The sequence below is a fragment of the Zhongshania aquimaris genome, from assembly GCF_019312595.1.
In the GTDB taxonomy this organism is placed as follows: domain Bacteria; phylum Pseudomonadota; class Gammaproteobacteria; order Pseudomonadales; family Spongiibacteraceae; genus Spongiibacter; species Spongiibacter aquimaris.
Window position 1 is genome coordinate 1,080,638 of the sequence record NZ_JAHWDQ010000001.1, and the last position, 19,198, is coordinate 1,099,835.

Below are 19,198 nucleotides of genomic sequence, written 5' to 3' on the forward strand. Positions count from 1 at the left end.
GTGCTCATGCGCTGCGCTCCAAAAAGTTTTTAAACAGCTCGTGGCCCTGCTCAGACAAAATCGACTCCGGATGAAACTGCACGCCCTCCACGTCTAGCGTTTTATGGCGCACACCCATTATTTCATCGACAGAACCATCGGGCTTTTGCGTCCACGACGTCACTTCCAGGCAATCGGGCAGGCTTTCTTTTTCAATAATCAAAGAATGATAGCGAGTCGCCACCACCGGATTATTTAAGCCGGTGAACACCCCGGTATTATGGTGATGCATAGGCGAGGTTTTACCGTGCATCACCTCGCGGGCGCGCACGATATTGCCGCCAAAGGCCTGGCCAATACTTTGATGTCCCAGACAAACCCCAAGAATGGGAATCTCCCCCGCAAAGGCTTTAATCGCCGCCAGCGAAATACCCGCCTCATTTGGCGTGCACGGACCAGGGGAGATCACCAAATGGGTCGGCGCCAAGGCGCGTATTTCGTCGATGGTAACTTCGTCGTTGCGCAGCACTTTTACATCAGCGCCCAGCTCAGCGAAATACTGCACAACGTTGTAGGTGAAGGAGTCGTAATTATCGATCATTAATAACATTATGACGCCTCCCCGTTTTTGTCTGTATCACGCATTGCGCTCTGAACCATAGAGGCCGCTTTAAATACCGCCCGCGCCTTATTCATGGTCTCTTTCCATTCTAGTCTGGGCTGCGAATCTGCCACGATTCCCGCACCAGCTTGGATATGGAGCTGATTGTCTTTGATGACCGCGGTGCGAATGGCAATCGCCGTGTCCATATTGCCGTTCCAGCTTAAGTAGCCAACCGCGCCGCCATACACGCCGCGCTTAACCGACTCCAATTCATCGATAATTTCCATGGCCCGCACCTTCGGTGCGCCGCTCAGGGTGCCCGCAGGTAAAGTAGCTCGCAGCACATCCATCGCCGTAATATCGTCGCGCACTTGGGCGCGGACGTTAGACACGATATGCATTACGTGCGAATAGCGCTCCACCACCATTTTATCGCTCAATTCTACGGTGCCGGTTTTGGCAACACGGCCCGCGTCGTTGCGGCCCAAATCAATCAGCATTAAATGCTCGGCAATTTCCTTGGGGTCGGCCAGTAACTCTTTCTCTAGCTCCAGATCTTCCGCCTCGTTGTGACCGCGGCGGCGAGTCCCCGCGATGGGCCGAACCGTCACTTCGCCGTGCTCTAGGCGCGCCAATATTTCAGGGGACGAGCCCACAATATGAAAGTCTTCCAAATTGAGGTAATACATATAAGGCGAGGGATTGAGGTGCCGCAGTGCACGATAAAAATTCAAGGGCGATGCGGTAAACGGAATACTCAAGCGCTGGGATAAGACCACCTGCATAGCATCGCCAGCCAGCACGTACTCACGTACTTTTTCCACCGCATCTTTAAATCTGTCTTCGCCAAAGCTCGACACAAAATCGGTTTCGGCAACGCCGTCGGCATCCAGATTTAAGGTCGGCAGCATGGGTGATAGTCCACGCATCATCTGCTCGTAGGTATCTAATCTTTCCTGCGCCTTGCTGTAGGCCCGGTCATCGGCGGGATCAGCATGAGTAATGATTTTTACAATGCCAGACAAGTTGTCAAAAACCAGCAACTCCTCTGACACCATCAATAAAATATCTGGCGTACCCAATACGTCGGGCGGCGTGCTCGGCATGAGCTTGGGTTCAATATAGCGCACGCAGTCGTAGGCAAAATAACCGACTAAACCACCGTAAAACGCCGGTAGTTCGTCAATTTCGGGTACCTGATAACGGGCCTGAAAGTCCTCAACAAACGCTAACGGGTCATCGCAATCGTGGCTTTCAATCAGTTTGCCGTCACGCGAAATAGTGACGTGTTTACCGTCGGCACGCAGCACAGTTCGCGCGCCCAAACCAATAATAGAGTAACGGCCCCATTTCTCGCCTCCGTGAACAGACTCAAACAGAAAACTGTAGGGCTCGGCGGCAAGTTTTAAATAGGCACTGAGGGGAGTATCGAGGTCGGCCAGCACATCGCGGTAAACCGGAATACGGTTATAGCTTTGCTGCGCCAGTTCATTGTATCGCTGGGCTTGCATGATAAATCCTTAAAAATGGGGTTCGGCTTGGTAATCTGCTAATTGCAGTAATTCGCTTATTGCAAGAGCTACCATCGCCATCGACGGCAATCACACAGCAGTGTCATGCGGGCGTTATGCACCATTTCTTCGGACTCGTCACACGTAATTAGAATATCAAAACATTGTAACCGAGCGGGCCCCGTGGGGGAACCGCAAAATACCGAGCTAGATGCACTCAATCTCCAAGATTACAGCTCAGTAAAATGCTTCATCGGCTCCATCTGCTGATGCAGAATTCGAATAATAAAAATATCATGCTCGCGCTGGCGATAGAAAACCGCATGACGTTGGTGGTCATGACGACGTATGTCGTCTGCAATTTCTGGGCATGCATGCCCCATCAATGGCGAGATTGAAAGCAGTCGAAAACTACTTTCTAAGTGCTCTGTGTATGTGTCAGCTTGAGCAACACCAAAGTTAAGCAAGGTATATTCATATATAGCTGTAAAATCGTCGACTGCTTTATTAGACAGCTTATACACGGTGCTTCTGCTTCACCTGCGCGGCAATATCATGAAGCGACAAATCGCTTTCCCCGCTTTGCTCTCCCGCTTCTAGCGCATTTCGCAGTGCTGCAATTTGATTTTCCTGACGTTCGAGCAAGCGCAAAGCTGAGCGGACAATTTCACTGGTTGAGCCGTAACGCCCAGATTCAATCAACTTTCCCACAAAATCGTCTAATTGAGCGCCAATGGTAACGCTGGTTGTTCTGGCCATAGAAATGCGCACCTGTGTTAATAATCAACACAAAACTAACATTCCCACACAGGAGTTTCAAGCCACAGCAACTCAACTACACTCAAGCAAGATTGACCTAGCACAATAGATACCTAAGATTATTGCTCCCTCATCACCGGCTTGCGAATAAGCTGCTGCATGCTTTGCTGCACGTCTGGCCCCAACAAGGCCACCCAGCGCTGTGAAAATGCCTCTAAACGCTTATCTACGCGCAAAAATTCGCCGGCTTCTTGTTCATCGGCCAATAGCAGTCCCTGCTGAATAAGGGTGTCGATATAGCCGCGAAACAGGTTCTTATCGAAATACTCTGGCGCCTCACGGCCACTTAAAATCGCCAAGCGCTGCGCCATTTCAATGGTGTTCTGCTCTACATCATCGCGCAGTGCCGCGACTGCAGAAATATCTTGTACCAGCAGCAAGCTGGTAATGGTGTAGCGCTCAAACGTCTCGCGTAAAATCCGGCCCAAGCCGGTTAACACTGCATAGCCTTCAGTGCCAACGCTAGCGCGACTGAGGTCGCCGGAGTCACCGTGTCGCGACAGCAAATTAAGCGCGACCAAGTTGTTAATTTGCTCTTTGACCGCCCCTGCGCAATCCGCAATTTTAGTGCGTAAAAACAACTCATTTTTTACAAAGGGGTACAACAGTACGCAGCCCTCTATCAACTCCGCCTCGTTAACGGTTTGACTGTGGCGGAAAAACCGCGCGATTAAGCTTGGCAGTGCCAAGACATGCATGACCGAATTCCGGTAATACGTCAGCATCACCGCCTCTTTGCCCGTGGCGGTAATAATCGGCCCCCAGGGATGATCAATTCTTGAAAGACCGGCTGTGCGCGCTGCCTGCTCCAGGATTTCCTGTGCCGTCCCCTCTGGCAAGCTGACGTCAGGGCTGTATGGCAGGCGCCGTAATATCGCAATAAAGTGATCTATCTGCAGCAGCAGTTCATCTTCCGCCATGGCGCGCTGGGGGCTCGACAGCAAAATCATTGCGACCAAGCCGATGGGATTAACCACCGCCGCCGCGTTGATGCGCTCCATATTTTCTTGGGCGATGTAATCTATCACCGCCGGCACAAAAGACAGGTCGCCAGCTTGACTGCGTTTACGCCAGTTGGGCTCAATATGGCTAAAGCATTCATCCAAGCTCAAAGGCTGACCGAATGCGACATGGGGACTGCCGTAAGACGATTTAAAAATCTTGCGCGCCTTTAACAGCCCACCCGCTGACTCACCTTTTTTGGCGGCGCCGCGCAACTCTTTTACATAGGATGCACTCTCTACCAATTTGTCGTAGCAAACGTATATCGGCACCAAGGCAACGTTGCGCCCAGGCTGATGAACAAAGCTCTCAACCGTCATCTTCAGCATGCCTTTTTTCGGTGGCAGCAAACGACCGGTGCGGCTTCGACCACCCTCGGGGAAAAATTCAACAGGATAGCCCCGGCCCAGCAACACATCTAAATAGGATTTAAAAATCGCTGTATATAATTTTTGTCCGCCAAAACTGCGGCGTATATAAAACGCGCCGCCACGGCGCAATAAGCCGCCCACTGGCCAGAAATTGAGATTCACCCCCGCGGCAATATGTGGCGGCACAAGACCTTGAACATAAAGGGTGTACGAAATTAGCAAATAATCAAAATGACTGCGATGCGAAGGCATGTATATTAACTGACGGCTATTTGCAGCCTCACGCAGGCGATCAATATGGTGAATTTTTAAGCCAGAAAATATCTTTCGAAACGCCCAAGTCAAGATCAGCTCCAGAGCGCGAATCATTCGACCATCAAAATTAGCGGCAACCTCTTCAGCCATTTTACGAGCCTGCTTTTTCACCAACTCAGGCTTGCCTATCGACGCTTTTTGTTCTTCTAAAATCGCATCGCGCACAGCCTGCCGACGCAAGACCACATCAATAATCTGCTGACGTGACGACAAGCTGGGGCCAAGGCTCGCTGTTTTGCGACGGGAATAGTAAAACGACAATAGCCGCGCCATGACCGCGGCGGCCTCTACGGGATCCGGTTTGCGAGAAACAAAGGTGCTGAATCGCACCGGTTGCGCGATATGAATAAGCACATTTCGGCGTTGAACCAAAATAACCATGAGCTTGCGGAAGGCACCTGCGCGCTCACCGTCACCCAAAAGCAATTTAAAAAACGAAGTTTCACTGCCGGGATCTCGGCCCCAAAACACCGATACCGGCACAATTTGCAGAGGGTAATCGCCATCCGCCGCCTGCTCAATCAAGGCAGCCATGGTATCGCCGCCACGAGCACCACCGCGCTGACCGCTCAGCACCGGCAAATACAAACACGCCGCGCTCTCACTATCAGGCAATTTACCTGGACTGGCTCGCAACTGAGGTAGCTTGTTCGCCTTGAAAACCCGCTCCAATAAAAACCGATCCGTCCAGCTATGTTGATGCAACACATAACAAACTGGTTTGCCGTCTAACTCGGTAGGCAATGACTCGTCGAATTGCACCAGCTTCGGCTTAATACCCGCAAGAAATGGTGCAGACAGCATCCGACACAAGACAAAAAAGAGACGTGTAAACCAAGGCATAATGCACATATTCCTATTAAACGGCGCCGCTTATCCAGATTCATCATCCGGTGAGAATTTGATTATAAAAATGAACGACTGGCCGCGATTTTACTTGGTCTATGGCGTCACGTCGCGGTTTTCAGCGCAGAACCCTTGGCTGAAATATAGAAAACCCAATAATTTATGTGCTCGGCGCCATTTGATATCCCGCAAACACAAGCCGCCAACGATTGATGTACAATCTGCCAAACAGCAGATATCTCAACTGTCTTACCGTTTAATGCAGGCTCAGTCATGACTTCCGCCAAAAGCCCAATTTTCGACAATAGCTACGCAAAACAAGCCGAGCGCTTCTTCAGTCCCCAAGCACCCTCCACCGTGCCCGCGCCAGCGCTAATTCGCATTAACACCGCCCTGGCTGCTGAGTTAGGTATCGACCCACAATGGCTGGCCTCACCAGAGGGCATTGCCACAATGGCCGGCAATCACATTCCAGACGGTGCTGAGCCGATCGCCACCGTGTATGCCGGCCATCAATTTGGTGGCTGGAATCCGCAGCTAGGAGATGGTCGGGCAGTGTTACTCGGCGAGTTAATCGGCAAAAACGGCACCCGCTACGACTGGCAGTTAAAAGGCTCTGGACGCACACCCTACTCCCGCGGTGGCGATGGTAAATCACCAATAGGACCGGTACTGCGCGAGTATATTCTCTGTGAGGCAATGGCGGCATTGAAGGTACCGACCACCCGCGCCCTTGGCGCCGTCAGCAGCGGCGAGATGGTCTTTCGCGATCAAGCATTGCCCGGCGCGGTGTTCAGTCGCGTCGCCCAAAGCCATATTCGCGTCGGCACCATGCAGTTTTTTGCATCGCGACGCGACACCGAGGCCCTGCAAGAATTAAGCGATTATTTAATACAGCGCCACTTCCCTGACGCTGCGCAAGCGAGCAATCCCGTCGTGGCAATGCTCGATGAGATCATTGCACGCCAAGCTGCGCTGATCGCCAAATGGCAGTCCATCGGCTTTATTCACGGCGTGATGAACACCGACAATATGCTGCTCTGCGGCGAGACCATTGACTACGGCCCCTGCGCCTTTATGGACAGCTACGATCCCGCAACCGTGTTCAGTTCCATCGATCACAACGGCCGCTATGCCTACGGCAATCAACCCGGCATTGCCCACTGGAATTTGGCTCAGCTCGCCCAAGCGCTATTAGCGATCTTAGATAACAGCCCAGACGCCAACGAAGACAGCGCCGTCGCACTGGCCCAACACGCGCTCGACGCCTTTCCAGAATTATTCCTCAAAGCCTATCAAGATATTATTAAAGATAAGCTCGGTCTTAGTCGCTTTACCGAGCAAGACGACACCCTATATCAAGATCTACTCAAACTCATGGAAGCCGAGAAAGCAGACTTCACTCTGTGTTTTCGCCGCTTAGCAGAGCTGGCCGACGAAGGCGCCTGTATCAATAACAGTGTTCGCGAACTCTTTGAATTTAACGACAGCTTTACCCCGTGGCTGCAGCAATGGCGTCAGCGCTTAACTGAAGACACCCAGACAGCAGCCGAGCGCCAAGCGCACATGTTTAAGGCCAACCCGGTTTTCATTCCGCGCAATCACCTTGTCCAGGAAGCGATCACCGCCGCCGAACGCAATAATGACCTTAGCGTGTTTAATCAGCTGGTAGACGTTTTGAAAACCCCTCATACTTTCGACCCAGCAAAACAGCGCTATGCGCTACCGGCAAAACCAAACGAGCGGGTTTTACAAACTTTTTGTGGCACCTAAAAATGCGACGCAATCAAACTGCCAAATCAACAGCCAAGATCGACAATTAAATTCAAGGAATCACAATGAGAATTTGCGGCGTGGAACTCACCGGCAACGATGCCGTCGTCTGCTTGCTTAATTTAGAAAATCAGCAATTTAATATTCCAGACTGCCGGGCGCGAAAAATCAGCTTACCCAAAGAACACAGCAGAGAAGATTTAAAACAATTCCAAGCTGCCTTTACACAATTAATGCGCGACTACAAAGTCGATAAAATTGCTATCAAAGGGCGCTTACCCAAGGGCAAGTTTGCCGGAGGTGCAGTCAGTTTTAAATTAGAGGCGGCGATTCAACTCATCGCTGACATCGACGTTGTGGTGCTGACCTCATCGCAAGCCAAAGCCGCGCTTGCAGACAATCCGCTACAGATTCCCTTTGCAGATACGGAGCTAAAAGGCTTCCAAGAAGCCGCATTCATTACGGCTTACGTGGCACACCAAAACATCACTTAAGCGGTTCTTTCGTTCTTAGACTCATTAAGCTGCAGCCGCAGTGCAGCAATTAATAATTCCAGGCTACACTCTATTTGCAGCCTGGAATTTTGCACTTTTACCCCATCGACATTTTTAGTCGCATGCTTTTCAATCCGCAGCGAAACCTGCAAACACGCCGCACCGATCACCGATTGAATGACCGCAAAATATGCATCCGTTGCCTGGCCAGCACTAAACCCGGCACGCCTTAATTTCGCAATAAATTGATCGGTTACCATCGCCGCTTGCTCACCGGGCCGCAAGGCACCCAGCAAAGGCACCCAATCTATTTCATCACTTAATGCCATAAACATGCGTTTAGCACACTCAACAAGCCACTGATCCCAGTTCATATCTGCATCAGGCAGCACATTTGCTCGGCCAATAAAATCATCCAGCGCACTACTCAGCAACGCCTCTTTATTGGGAAAATGTTTATACATCGCCATCGCGCTGACACCCAACTTAGCGGCAACGTTGCGCATCGATACCTTATCGAAGCCCTCTTCGCTTATTAGCGCTAGCGCGGCATCAATATAGGATTGTTTATTCAGGGCAGTTTTAGCCATTGCTAGTATTCATTCCCAATTTAAAGAATTTACGCCGCACAGTGCTGAGAAGCGCTGCTGATGACATCAAAGCGGACCGGTAATTTTTGTAAGGTATGCGCAAACATCGACGCAATAAACGGCGCATCGCCCACGATTTGGAGGTTTTCTGTACGTAATAAAAATTCGCGTAACACAATCCTAATTTCACTCCTCGCCAGCTCCCGCCCTATACAGGCGTGAATACCGTGACCAAAGGTAAGATGTTTTTTACCATTGGGGCGATTCAAATCGATCGCGTCGGGATTTTCAAACATCGTCGCATCGCGGTTCGCCGCCGCCCACATCAAAAATATTCGGCTACCCGCTGGCAGCGATACGCCGTGTAATTCAGTGTCTGTCTTGGTCCAGCGAAAATGCCCTTGAAATGCGGCTTCAAGTCGAAAAACTTCCTCAATAAAATTATCGAGCTTAGTCATATCCGCCCTGATTTCGGCTTGAATATCTGGGTTTTCAATTAACAGCTTCAAGGCATTGCCCATGCTCGTCGCCGACGAATCGCTGCCCGCCACCAATAACTGAAACAAGCTGCTCACCGCCTGCTGATCAGTCATCGGGTTATCTGGGTCCAATACCGCATTCACAAAAACACCACAGAGATCATCACGCGGATGCTTTTTAGCTATCGCCAATTGCTGCCAGCAGTAGCGGATAAACGCCAATATTTCGGCGCGACTTTTTGCCAGCTCTAAAGAGCTTGAGACACCACTTTGGGTAGAGATGGTGTGCATACACCAGTACTTAATTTTCTGATAATCCTCGGCGGGAAAACCCAGCAATTTAATAATTACTTTCATCGGCAGGCTCCAGCCGACTTGCTGCATAAACTCTACTTCACCGCTGTCGATGAACTCATCCATCATCGAGCGGCATAAATCGCCTATCTCACCTTCCAAGCTTTTCACAAAGCGCGAATTCAGGCCTTTATGACCGACCTTGCGATCATTGCTGTGCTGGGGCTGATCTGCCACAGCTAAAACATCGCATGGCGTAAGGCCCATTTCAGCCAACTTATCCTGCTTTCGGCCCTCCTCAACAATACTTTGATGGGGCTTTAAACCGACGATGGCACCTTGATGAGTTGAGGAAAACAGCTCTGTATCACGACACACCGCCGTAATATCTTCATAGCGCGACAAACAGTAAATGCCATTCTGCAAACGGTAAACCGGATACTGTTCACGCAACATCGCGTAGAAGCGGTAGGGATTTTGAAAGCAGGCATTCTCCAGCGGTCTGAAGTCCTCCGGCGTTTTTGGATGTTCAGGAATAGGCTTATCAGTCAAAGATTCGGTGACATTCGTCGCAGCGGCGCTAGCTCGTTTCTTACGCCAGTGCACAAACCGCAGCAGTCCTTCAACACTAAAAGACAGCAAAAGCCGGCGACCGTGAAAGAGAAAATTCGGCATTTTGATATGCTCATCATTATTGAAGCATCGATGCTAGCACGACAAGGTTTACAGTGTAAACCTTGTGTTGAGTCCGCACGCAATCGTGCGCAAATCAGATATGAAAAGAAGTAAATTGGATGTCAGCGCTTACTGCATAGCCGCTAGCCAGCTACATACAGCGCATCAGGAAAGGCAAACACTTTTGTTAATGGAATAAGTCTTCAAAAACGCCAATCACACTACAGTTCTTCAATATGATCTAGACACCATTGCGCGCGATCAAGAATGGCCTGCTTATTGTCGGCCGCCATTTTATCCCAGTTTTTATAGATCATACCTTGGCGTGGATTGGCAGCAAATCGATAACGGTGACGATGCATAAATCCCCAGTACAAACTATTTAGAGGACAGGCTTTGTCGCCAATTTTATCCTTCACTCGATATTCGCAATCACCACAATAATCGCTCATTTTGCGGATATAATTGCCACCCGCCGCATAGGCTTTGGTGCCCACCAAGCCGCCGTCCGCGTACTGACTCATGCCCCTCGTATTTGGCATCTCCACCCACTCCAGCGCATCTACATAAATTCCTAGATACCACTGGTCGACCGCCGCTGGATCAATACCACTTAACAGGCAGAAATTACCAGTGACCATCAAACGCTGAATGTGATGGGCGTAGGCATAGTCCAGCGACTGCCCGATGGCCTGGGATAAACACCGCATCTTGGTTTTGCCAGTCCAAAAGTACGAGGGCAATTCACGCGAGGCGGCTAAGTTATTCAATTCGGCATAGCGCGGCATGTTTGCCCAATAAACACCGCGAACAAACTCTCGCCACCCCAAAATCTGGCGTACAAAACCTTCCACCTGCGCCAAATCGATTACGCCATCACTAGTCTCAAATGCATACAAAGCGGCATCAATAACCTGCATTGGATGCAAGATCTTCGCGTTGATCGCAAAAGACAGACGCGAGTGATACAAACTCCAGCCGGTGGCCCCCCCTGCGGTCATCGCATCTTGAAAGCGACCAAAATAGGGAAGTAAGTAACGACAAAAATAGTCTAATAACTCCTTAGCTTGCCGTCGACTCACCGGCCAAACAAGCTTAGTCTCAGGACGCCCAATATGTTTTACACCGTGGCGCTCGAGGCGGTGTAATATCGCACTGACGTCATTGGCAAACACCAAGGGCTCGGGCACGTCAGCAATGTCATCGACACTCAGACGATTGCGATTTTCACTATCAAAATTCCAACGACCGCCGCGCGGACTATCACCGTCCATTAGCACTTGATAACGTTGGCGCATACCTCGGTAAAAATTTTCCATGCGACGATGCTTACCGGCGCTAAACTGCTGGGTTATTTCATCAAAGGGCAGCAAAAAATGCTCGCTATCGCACTCCTCAACTCTCACTTTTGGGAGAGACATCACCCGCAACTGGGTAAACAAACGATATTCATCTGCCCGCTGATATTCAAACACCGTCGCCTGACAAGTCACTAGCACAGATTGAATTAACGAAGGCAAATCAGCGTAGGCGGCACTGTCGTCTAATGTGAGGTAATGAACACGATGTCCGGCCCGTTGCAATGCCTCAGCAAAGTTCGCCATGGCGGAAAAAAATGCGCAAATCTTTTGCACATGATGTACACAATAATCGACCTCTTGATGCAGCTCCGCAATCACATAAAGTACGTCATCATCAACGCGCTTAAACCAACTATGGCTAGCGTTTAACTGGTCACCCAGCACTAACCTAAGTGTCTTTGCGCTCCTCAAAACCCGCTCCCTTTTCTGTGTTGAATCACGCTCTGGCTCGGCCTAACATGGCGAGCCAGTATTCTCCTCGCCTCATTTTGCACATCAGCTCGATCTCGCCACGACCACAAACGATCTCGTGCGGCACTGGCAGCCTCGGCTAAATCGATTATTGGCTGGGGATAATCCTGACCCGGTGCAAAGCCAATCATCTGCGCCTCCAAAGGTGGTATTGTCCACGGTTCGTGGATCAAATCTACTGGTAATTCAGCTAACTCCGGCAGCCACTTACGGATGAATATTCCGTCAGTATCCTGCTCTTTCGATTGCTTAACTGGGTTATAAATTCGAATGGTATTGGCGCCGGTAATACCAGCCTGCATCTGAATTTGGGGGTAGTGGATACCTGGCTCAAAATCCAAAAACAAACGCGCCAAATGTGTAGCTGCAAACTGCCAGTTCAGATTAAGGTGATGACAAAGAAAACTCACCAACATCGCCCGCATACGAAAATTAATATAGCCCGTTGCATGCAGGCAACGCATACAAGCATCAACCAAAGGAAACCCGGTATTCCCTTCCTGCCACGCGCGCAGATGCTGCGCTGCCAAATCATCGTTCCTGTACGGCAGATTGGTGTAGGCGCGATTAACGGGCCGAAACTCCATCTCACATTCGCTTTCAAACTTTTGGATAAAATGGCAATGCCAATGCAAGCGAGACAAAAGTGCCGTCAATGAGCGCTGCCAACCGGGCGCATTGCGATGGGCCAATAAGCGCTGATACATATCCCGTACACTGATATTTCCCCACGCCAAATAAGGCGACATACGAGAGCAGGCTTCGCGGCTTGTCGACGGACTAGACAGTCGTCGATAGTATTCCCGTCCGCGGCCCGCCAAAAAGCTATCGAGAGTTCTGGCGGCCATCTCAGCGCCACCGCGTTGAAATAAATCACCGCCCTGGAGCCAGTCATCCGGTGGCAGAAATGATGCAACGGGGTAATCGTTAATCAGATTTGTAGTATCCAGGGCTGGATGAGTCAGCGGCATACCCATTTGTTTCTGCCAGTGACTGTCCCAACTAAGACGGTTTCGCGCGCCGCGCCGCACCCCGCCACTGGGTGATTGTAACCACGGTATTTCGCGTTTCTTGCACCACGCCAGCACCTCACGGTCTCTGGCAAAAGTCTTCGCCAAGCCAACTTCTTGATGACTAAATAGGCTGTGAATACCTAGCTCACCATCAATGCTTTGCAACACAGACAGTGCATCACCGTGAAATATAAATACGCGGGTATTAAAGGGCCGCAAGGCTACGTTTAGTGATTGCAAAGACTGCCATACAAAGCGCCAATGACGTCTATCATAATGGGGGTCTTGCAGCAGTATCGGCTCGAAGATATAGCACACCATGACGCGCCGACCACTTGCACAGGCGGCAGCGAGGGCATCATGATCACGGAGGCGCAAGTCACGCTTCAACCAAACTAGGGCTAGCAAATCCGTCATTGATTCTTAGACCCATCAACGCAGGGCCAGCCCACCATGTCTTGGCTGTCTATTGCGGCACAGGTTTCCCCACCCCTCCATCGTCGTGTAAACGCACCATCAGGATCATACTGACGAGCTTGTTTTTCCAGATCAAAACGGCGATGACCACGGGGATCTGCGCCTACCCCGGCGAGGTATTGCCAATTACCCCAGTTACTCGCCATATCATAGTCGATTAACTGCTGCTCGAAATATGCCGCACCATAACGCCAATCTAATTGCAGTTCGTGTACAAAACAACTAGCAACAATCTGTCGTCCGCGATTGCTCATATAGGCAGTTTCATTAATCTGATGCATACAGGCATTCACAAGCGGCCACGGTGTTTCGCCCTGAGTCCACGCTCGAAACCGTTCGGGATAAAAACTCGTTAAGGGCTTACGCTGTTTAATGCCCTTAAAGCGAAATAAATGATTGCCGTGCTGATAGGCATACCACTGAAAATACTCGCGCCACAGCAACTCAAAATAAATCCACTCGGTAGAGTCGTTCGCGCCGTGGCGCGCCTCGTAGTCACGCAATTGCGAAACAATCTCCCTAGCCGATACACAGCCAAGCGCAAGCCACGGCGAAAACTTGGTGGAGTGATGCCAACTATCAAGATCATTGCGCAGCACCTTGTAGTGACTCGGCCAATCACTGTCAAAATAGCTTTGTGTGTGTTCTAGGCCCGCAACTTCACCACCATAAAATCGAAAATGCTTAGCATCGTCACCAAGGGCTAAAAAAACCTCATCACGTGCTGGTAACTCCATCGCATCGGGTGGCGGTGGCAATTCCGTTAAGGTCGGCAGGGGCTGAGGAACGCGCAAGTCAGCAATAGCCTTGCGAAACTGCGAGAAGGTCGGCGGCAAGGCCGCCGGTGCAAACGGCAGCGCTTCCCAATTAAATAAAGTGTGGCTGTCTAGCTCTTGAAAACGGGTTGTGGGAAAGGACTTCTGCAAGAATTGCCACTGGCTTCGCTCATAGCTCCCTGGGTGCCGACTTCGATATACCTCGTCTACCGGATAGCGATCTATTAGTTCCGCGAGCCCTTGCCTTGCTGACGCTCGACAAACTATTAAGCGCTGCCCTAACTTATCCAAACTCACCGCAAGCTCGGCGACACTCTCTTCTAAAAATTGTCGACGCTGCTTCGATATCGGCGCATCGCCAACAATATGGGGCGAACTCACCACTAATGCAGGGTCAACACACACCACACACAATAAGTGATCGACTCTCGCCGCTAATGCCCTCAACGGTGCCAAATCGTGTAGGCGCAAATCATTACCGAAGCAATATAAACCCAGTTTTTTCATTCCAAAATGTCATTCCCTAAAATATGGACACTGATAGAGTCGCAGCGAGATTTCCGCTCGACGTGCACCGAGATAGCCTTTTATAGGTAAAGGAAAACTGTTTGGATTTTAAGCGGGGCTAATTATTTGAATACAACGCCAAACGAAAATTATCGCAACGACATGCTACTACTCATGTGCTGGAGCTATAGAAGACCTAATTAAATGAAACTCACCATCGCTAGCAAGCGCGCTTGGCCTATGGACATCCATCATCTACAACGATAGTAGTTGACTGAGCGGATTGAAGCTCTAACTTAGCCCGCTCAGCCTTGCTAATATATTTAGGCTTGTTGTTAGTCGCCAACTTTGCCTTGGCCTTTTTAATTCGCGCCTTTGATGCCGCATTGCCTTTTTTACGACGGTTCATACTTGCTACTCAAATGGTGAAAACGCGGGCCGGAGTTTAGACCCGCATCGCTCATTTAGCGACAATAGAATAAGCCGCGCGAGGGAAATGAACATGCAGCGTTCCGAAATCGGCAGTTTCCCGCGCAACGATAATACGCGTCTCGGTGACTGCGGCTAGCGTACCGGCTACCGGCACCACGCCATAGTCAATAGGAGCAACCTCTACTGCGCTGCCAATAGCCACCGGTGAATCAGCCACACTAGCCGGCACCTGCCGCGGTTGCGATTCACGCGCTGCTTTAAAGGCATCAGCTTGCGCTATTTCCGTTCGCGACCCATGACCAATATTTTCTACGCGCTGATACCATTGCTGAATTCTTGGGCTGGCGACAAGCGGCTTACGATTACAATTTACATGCAACCACAGCGGGTGAAACACCGCCAAATCTGCCACGGATGGATTATCGCCTCCTACCCACGCGAATCCATCCAGGCGTGCATCCAGGGCGTAAAACAGTGACGCCATTACCACCTTCGCCTTATCACCCTTAGGGGGCCTGCTTGCTCCGCCCTTCAACAGGGAAATCCTGTCCTTTATAAAACGATACGTGCCTATCGGACCAAATCCTTGCAGCATAGTCGTGATAAGACGAAGCGGTGGCACAGTGGCAATAGCGGCAAAAAAGACCTGTCCCTCAGCCTGCTTCATCAGCTCAAGCGCATCGCCATCAACGGCAGTAGGATCAAGCGCAGTACTCGCACTGAGTCTCGCCACTTCCTGCGCAATTAAGGTCGAGTCGCAGAAAATGTCTGCACCAATCTGTGCGACCGGAATTCGTCGATAGCCGCCGGTCAATGGATCGAGATTGGGCCGCGGTGGCCATGCTGGCGAAAGCAGCGATGACCAGGGCATATTGCTCAAGCCAAACATCAGGCGAATTTTTTCGGCATAGGGCGAATTGTCGTAGTGGTGAAGAATAATTGATTCCGTCATTTCTTATGTCTCATTAGTAACAATAGCGAAAGATCTATCTAAAGGGTGTCTTGCTAAGATTAGACTACACCGCCAAGCAGTAAAGAAGGCTTTATTCTTATTAGGTGCCGGTCACCTGGTAAGAGCAGCCATAGGAAAAATGTCAATTTCCCCTCTGAACTTCAGCCGACACTAACGGAACATCCATATAACGCTTGATTATTGTCTACGGTGATGAATTAGCACAGTTAGACACGGATATTTATTTTCAATGCAGGAAAACGCCTTGTCTTAATATTGGCCGTCGAAATCCTAAGTATACAAGTTAGTTTTTGCAGGCAAAGTAGATGGGCAGGGCTATCCAGCGTAGATATGAGAATTGATTTAGACACGCTGGCGATTATTGTTCGTGAGGCAAAAGGATAATAAATAAGGTGTAAGGACTTTAGCGGCGCCTTTTGTGCCTGCACTTAATCGACAGATTGAATTGGCTAGGGCCTGTCTTACCTAGCGGCAGTGCTGCCGTCTAGAATGGCCGCTCCGACGCCCTGTTTGGCGCGCGTCCGTTCTACAGCCATAGTGGGGAGATCTCCCCACGGTAGCAAAAAAATTACGAATGGAGCTCGGCGTTAAAAGGCGGATGCCAGTGGTCGCAAATATTTATACCCCTGTGGGTTGTTTGCTGTCGAAAACATTGCAATAACCACGTCTCGTGAGGGCGAAACATATAGAGCCTGTCCCTGAAAGCCGGACTTAAAGAGGCCACCATCAGCGAATAGCGCCCCCCACTGAGAAGGCGCGCTAACTGGCGGCTCTCCGTGAATACTTGCGTCTATTGCCCGCGCTGTTGGTGCATGGCGGTAATAATCAGTTCGCGCAACGTCACCAATGCGAGCCAACAATTTTTTATTTGCCACCTTTGAGTCGTAGCCACTTGGCGTAAACAACATACCGAAACGAGCTAGGTCTCTGAGGCGCGACGAAAACATTCCGTGAGCAATGGCGCGGCCGTCTGGTGTTAACCCCAACAGGGCATCCCCCTCCGCGCCAATCTGTGACCAGATTCTCTGCTGTATAACATCGCCATAGCGCTGCCCGGTAATATGCTCAATGAGTAAGCCCAGCATATTCGTATTCGCTGAGGAGTATTGATATTTCTTGCCCGGCGGGTTCAAACGCGTCATTTCACGTAAAACCTGATTATGCGTTCCTGTTGCTAATCCTGGGGCTTTAAGCACTCCCTGGGCAAACATTAGCTTACCGATACCAGAATGTGGATCGCCATACGCTTCAGTTGAGTCTACGGCATCGATGCCACTGGCTTGATGAAGAATGTGCGCAACTTTAACACCTTCCCAGACCGTTCCCTTAAATTCCTTGAGGTAGGTGTCGATGGTGGTATTGGGGTCAATCTGCCCCTCCTCAATCAGCATTTCTGTCAGCAGCCCAGCAATGACTTTCGCTACAGACCACCAAAGATGAGAGTCGGTCGGCTGCATACCTGGATACTTCTCGTAGACAACTTTTCCTTTGTGGATGACGACGATGCCCTGAAGCCTACTAAGCGGCGAACTCACAAATTCATCTAGGCTCAAATCGCCAAGAGATGTTTTTACTTTAATACCACCGATGCGCCCATTGGGTTTTTCACGAAGACTTTTTATTTGACCATCTCTGTCAAGCAGCTGGTGAGGATAAAACTCAGCCATATTGAGATAGGTGTAAAGCGCGGCGTTGCCTGCTAGTCCCAATGCAGCACTTTTATAACTTGCCTTCAGATCAGTCGCTTCGTCAGCAGAGAAGCCATTCTTCGCCTCGGAAACTGGCCACACATTCTCACCACCGTAGGTAGACGCTGAACTGAGCAGCACAGATATGGCCAATAGAGTAATATTAATCATGCTCTTATTCATTGTGTTGCCCCATAGTACTGCACGTAGTTTGACGTCGTGCGAGATTTCCAGCTATCTCCCAGTGGCGCAGCGTATTTGGCATCGTCTCCATGTATAAAGTTCTTGATACTGGCTGCTATGACCGCGTGAATATCTTCCCGCTCTTTACGATTTTCCTTTGTCCAAGCAAATCTCATGTAAGAAGGTCGGTCTTCAATATAGTTTCCAAAAAGAATAGGTACATCTAGACCGTGGAATGATCCAAAATCTAGCAGCCATGGATCGGGGAAGTTGTCCCATACAAATTCGTACTGATACAACGCAGGAAGTGATTCAGAATATGTCGCTATACAGCGTTGTAATTTCTTACTGTATTTTCGTTCAAGGTACTGAATAAGAATATTCCGGACCATACCTTTGATTAATCCAAGTTCTTGGCTAACCGTTTTTGTCCTTTCTTCGCCATTAAACAGCGGCCAAAGTTTATTGAACTCTAGGTCATACATCCGAGTTGTGACCAGCGTACTCAGCTCATCACGGGTATTGCCGATCATTAGCGGAACTTTATTGATAAGTTCGCAAGTGACCTCTCGCGAACTTTCTGGCTTGCTTACAACTGTGCCGTCGGCAATAACTTTAGGTAATACCCCTTTTTCAGATGCCTCAGCGAGCTCTGTTTCAGTTTTGCCGCGAAGATAATTACCTAGTTCAGTATCGCTCATCTTGCTGATGATGCTTTCAGCATCGGCCGATGACTCAGCCTTTCCATCCTTGATTAATAGCTGCGCAATAAATTTATCTCCCTGCTCCTTACCTTCTTCGTAAGATGCAGAAAACGGAATACCAGAAAAGCTGATTGCCCGCTGAAACTTACCTTTTGCCGCTGGCGAACGCATTAGGGCGAGAACAAAAACCGCCCCTGCTGACTGCCCAGAAATAGTGATATTGTCAGGATCACAGGATAGCGCCGCGCAATTTTCACGCGCCCAGTCCAGCACCTTAATCATATCGAGGAGTAAGAAATTTCCGGAGTCCTCCTCAGGGTTGCCAGTCTTCAACGCCGGGGATTGAAATGAACCCCAAATACCCAGCCGATAGTTGGCGGTTATCACCACCGCATCTGTCTCCGCCGCTAGCCTAGCGCCGTTGTAGATTTCATGATAAGACCGGCCAAAAATACCAGAACCACCGTGAAAAAATATCAACAGTGGGCGCTTTTTCTTTTCGCTATTGGGTACCCAAACATTCAGAAAAAGACAGTCTTCTGAACCATAGGGCTTGTTGAAACTTTTTTCATCATCGGTGGTAAAAAAATTACCAATTTGAGAGCAGGCACTTCCTGGGGAGCGTGCATCACGCACGCCCTGCCAGGCTTCCATTTCCTGTGGCGCTTTCCAGCGCAGTTGATTAACCGGAGGGGCTGCATAGGGTATGCCCAAGTATTGATAGGTATTGCCTGATTTTTCACCGCGAACATCACCACTTTTGAGTGATACGATTTCACCGGCCAAACTTACTGAAGTCGTGAGCCAAAGCAAGCTGAACAGAAATACTAAAGCTGCTCCGCGAATCTTTACCTTTTGCAT

At 49.9% G+C, this 19,198-nt stretch carries 17 protein-coding genes; 2 read left to right on the top strand and 15 right to left on the bottom strand.

The window, feature by feature from the left end; all coding sequences use genetic code 11:
* Window positions 1-4: 4 nt before the first annotated feature.
* From KXJ70_RS04945 to KXJ70_RS04970, 6 genes are all read right to left on the bottom strand, one after another.
* Window positions 5-589, bottom strand: coding sequence for an aminodeoxychorismate/anthranilate synthase component II (locus tag KXJ70_RS04945; RefSeq protein WP_219042331.1), 585 nt, complete (start codon window positions 587-589; stop codon window positions 5-7).
* Window positions 589-2,094 (bottom strand): anthranilate synthase component I, encoded by a 1,506-nt coding sequence (gene trpE, locus KXJ70_RS04950; RefSeq protein ID WP_219042332.1) that lies wholly within the window; start codon window positions 2,092-2,094, stop codon window positions 589-591. The genes KXJ70_RS04945 and trpE overlap by 1 nt, the downstream gene beginning before the upstream one ends.
* A 230-nt stretch (window positions 2,095-2,324) precedes the next feature.
* Window positions 2,325-2,618: a type II toxin-antitoxin system RelE/ParE family toxin gene (locus KXJ70_RS04955; protein ID WP_219042333.1), complete on the bottom strand. Its 294-nt coding sequence runs from the start codon at window positions 2,616-2,618 to the stop codon at window positions 2,325-2,327.
* On the bottom strand, window positions 2,611-2,853 hold the full coding sequence (locus KXJ70_RS04960) for a type II toxin-antitoxin system ParD family antitoxin (RefSeq protein ID WP_219042334.1): 243 nt from the start codon (window positions 2,851-2,853) through the stop codon (window positions 2,611-2,613). Before KXJ70_RS04960 ends, KXJ70_RS04955 begins: the two co-directional genes overlap by 8 nt.
* A gap of 119 nt (window positions 2,854-2,972) precedes the next feature.
* Entirely contained in the window at window positions 2,973-5,444 is a 2,472-nt protein-coding gene (gene plsB / locus KXJ70_RS04965; protein WP_219042335.1) for a glycerol-3-phosphate 1-O-acyltransferase PlsB, read from the bottom strand.
* Window positions 5,445-5,551: 107 nt separating this feature from the next.
* Complete coding sequence (locus KXJ70_RS04970; protein ID WP_219042336.1) at window positions 5,552-5,722, bottom strand: hypothetical protein; 171 nt, start codon at window positions 5,720-5,722, stop codon at window positions 5,552-5,554.
* Between KXJ70_RS04970 and KXJ70_RS04975 the strand changes: the two genes are divergently transcribed.
* Both KXJ70_RS04975 and KXJ70_RS04980 read left to right on the top strand, forming a co-directional pair.
* Window positions 5,721-7,220, top strand: a complete 1,500-nt coding sequence (locus tag KXJ70_RS04975) for a protein adenylyltransferase SelO (protein ID WP_219042337.1) — start codon at window positions 5,721-5,723, stop codon at window positions 7,218-7,220. The genes KXJ70_RS04970 and KXJ70_RS04975 overlap by 2 nt on opposite strands.
* 65 nt (window positions 7,221-7,285) lie before the next feature.
* Window positions 7,286-7,714, top strand: a complete 429-nt coding sequence (locus tag KXJ70_RS04980) for a DUF3010 family protein (RefSeq protein WP_219042338.1) — start codon at window positions 7,286-7,288, stop codon at window positions 7,712-7,714.
* Here KXJ70_RS04980 and KXJ70_RS04985 read toward each other — a convergent pair.
* The 9 genes from KXJ70_RS04985 to KXJ70_RS05025 form a co-directional block, all read right to left on the bottom strand.
* The gene (locus KXJ70_RS04985) at window positions 7,711-8,304 is read right to left on the bottom strand and encodes a TetR family transcriptional regulator (protein WP_219042339.1); all 594 of its coding nucleotides are present in this window, start codon (window positions 8,302-8,304) and stop codon (window positions 7,711-7,713) included. The two genes, KXJ70_RS04980 and KXJ70_RS04985, sit on opposite strands and share 4 nt — an antisense overlap.
* Window positions 8,305-8,333: 29 nt before the next feature.
* Entirely contained in the window at window positions 8,334-9,752 is a 1,419-nt protein-coding gene (locus tag KXJ70_RS04990; protein WP_219042340.1) for a cytochrome P450, read from the bottom strand.
* A gap of 221 nt (window positions 9,753-9,973) precedes the next feature.
* Window positions 9,974-11,524, bottom strand: coding sequence for a cryptochrome/photolyase family protein (locus KXJ70_RS04995; RefSeq protein ID WP_219042341.1), 1,551 nt, complete (start codon window positions 11,522-11,524; stop codon window positions 9,974-9,976).
* Window positions 11,521-13,014, bottom strand: coding sequence for a cryptochrome/deoxyribodipyrimidine photo-lyase family protein (locus KXJ70_RS05000; protein WP_255558190.1), 1,494 nt, complete (start codon window positions 13,012-13,014; stop codon window positions 11,521-11,523). The genes KXJ70_RS04995 and KXJ70_RS05000 overlap by 4 nt, the downstream gene beginning before the upstream one ends.
* Complete coding sequence (locus tag KXJ70_RS05005) at window positions 13,011-14,357, bottom strand: DASH family cryptochrome (RefSeq protein WP_219042342.1); 1,347 nt, start codon at window positions 14,355-14,357, stop codon at window positions 13,011-13,013. The genes KXJ70_RS05000 and KXJ70_RS05005 overlap by 4 nt, the downstream gene beginning before the upstream one ends.
* 238 nt (window positions 14,358-14,595) lie before the next feature.
* Window positions 14,596-14,766: a DUF2986 domain-containing protein gene (locus tag KXJ70_RS05010; RefSeq protein ID WP_219042343.1), complete on the bottom strand. Its 171-nt coding sequence runs from the start codon at window positions 14,764-14,766 to the stop codon at window positions 14,596-14,598.
* A gap of 51 nt (window positions 14,767-14,817) precedes the next feature.
* The gene (locus KXJ70_RS05015) at window positions 14,818-15,741 is read right to left on the bottom strand and encodes a glutathione S-transferase family protein (RefSeq protein WP_219042344.1); all 924 of its coding nucleotides are present in this window, start codon (window positions 15,739-15,741) and stop codon (window positions 14,818-14,820) included.
* 608 nt (window positions 15,742-16,349) lie between these two features.
* Window positions 16,350-17,621 carry a serine hydrolase domain-containing protein gene (locus KXJ70_RS05020; RefSeq protein ID WP_219042345.1) on the bottom strand — a complete coding sequence of 424 codons (1,272 nt, stop codon included), beginning with the start codon at window positions 17,619-17,621 and terminating at the stop codon, window positions 16,350-16,352.
* Between the two features lie 8 nt (window positions 17,622-17,629).
* The gene (locus KXJ70_RS05025; RefSeq protein WP_219042346.1) at window positions 17,630-19,198 is read right to left on the bottom strand and encodes a carboxylesterase family protein; all 1,569 of its coding nucleotides are present in this window, start codon (window positions 19,196-19,198) and stop codon (window positions 17,630-17,632) included.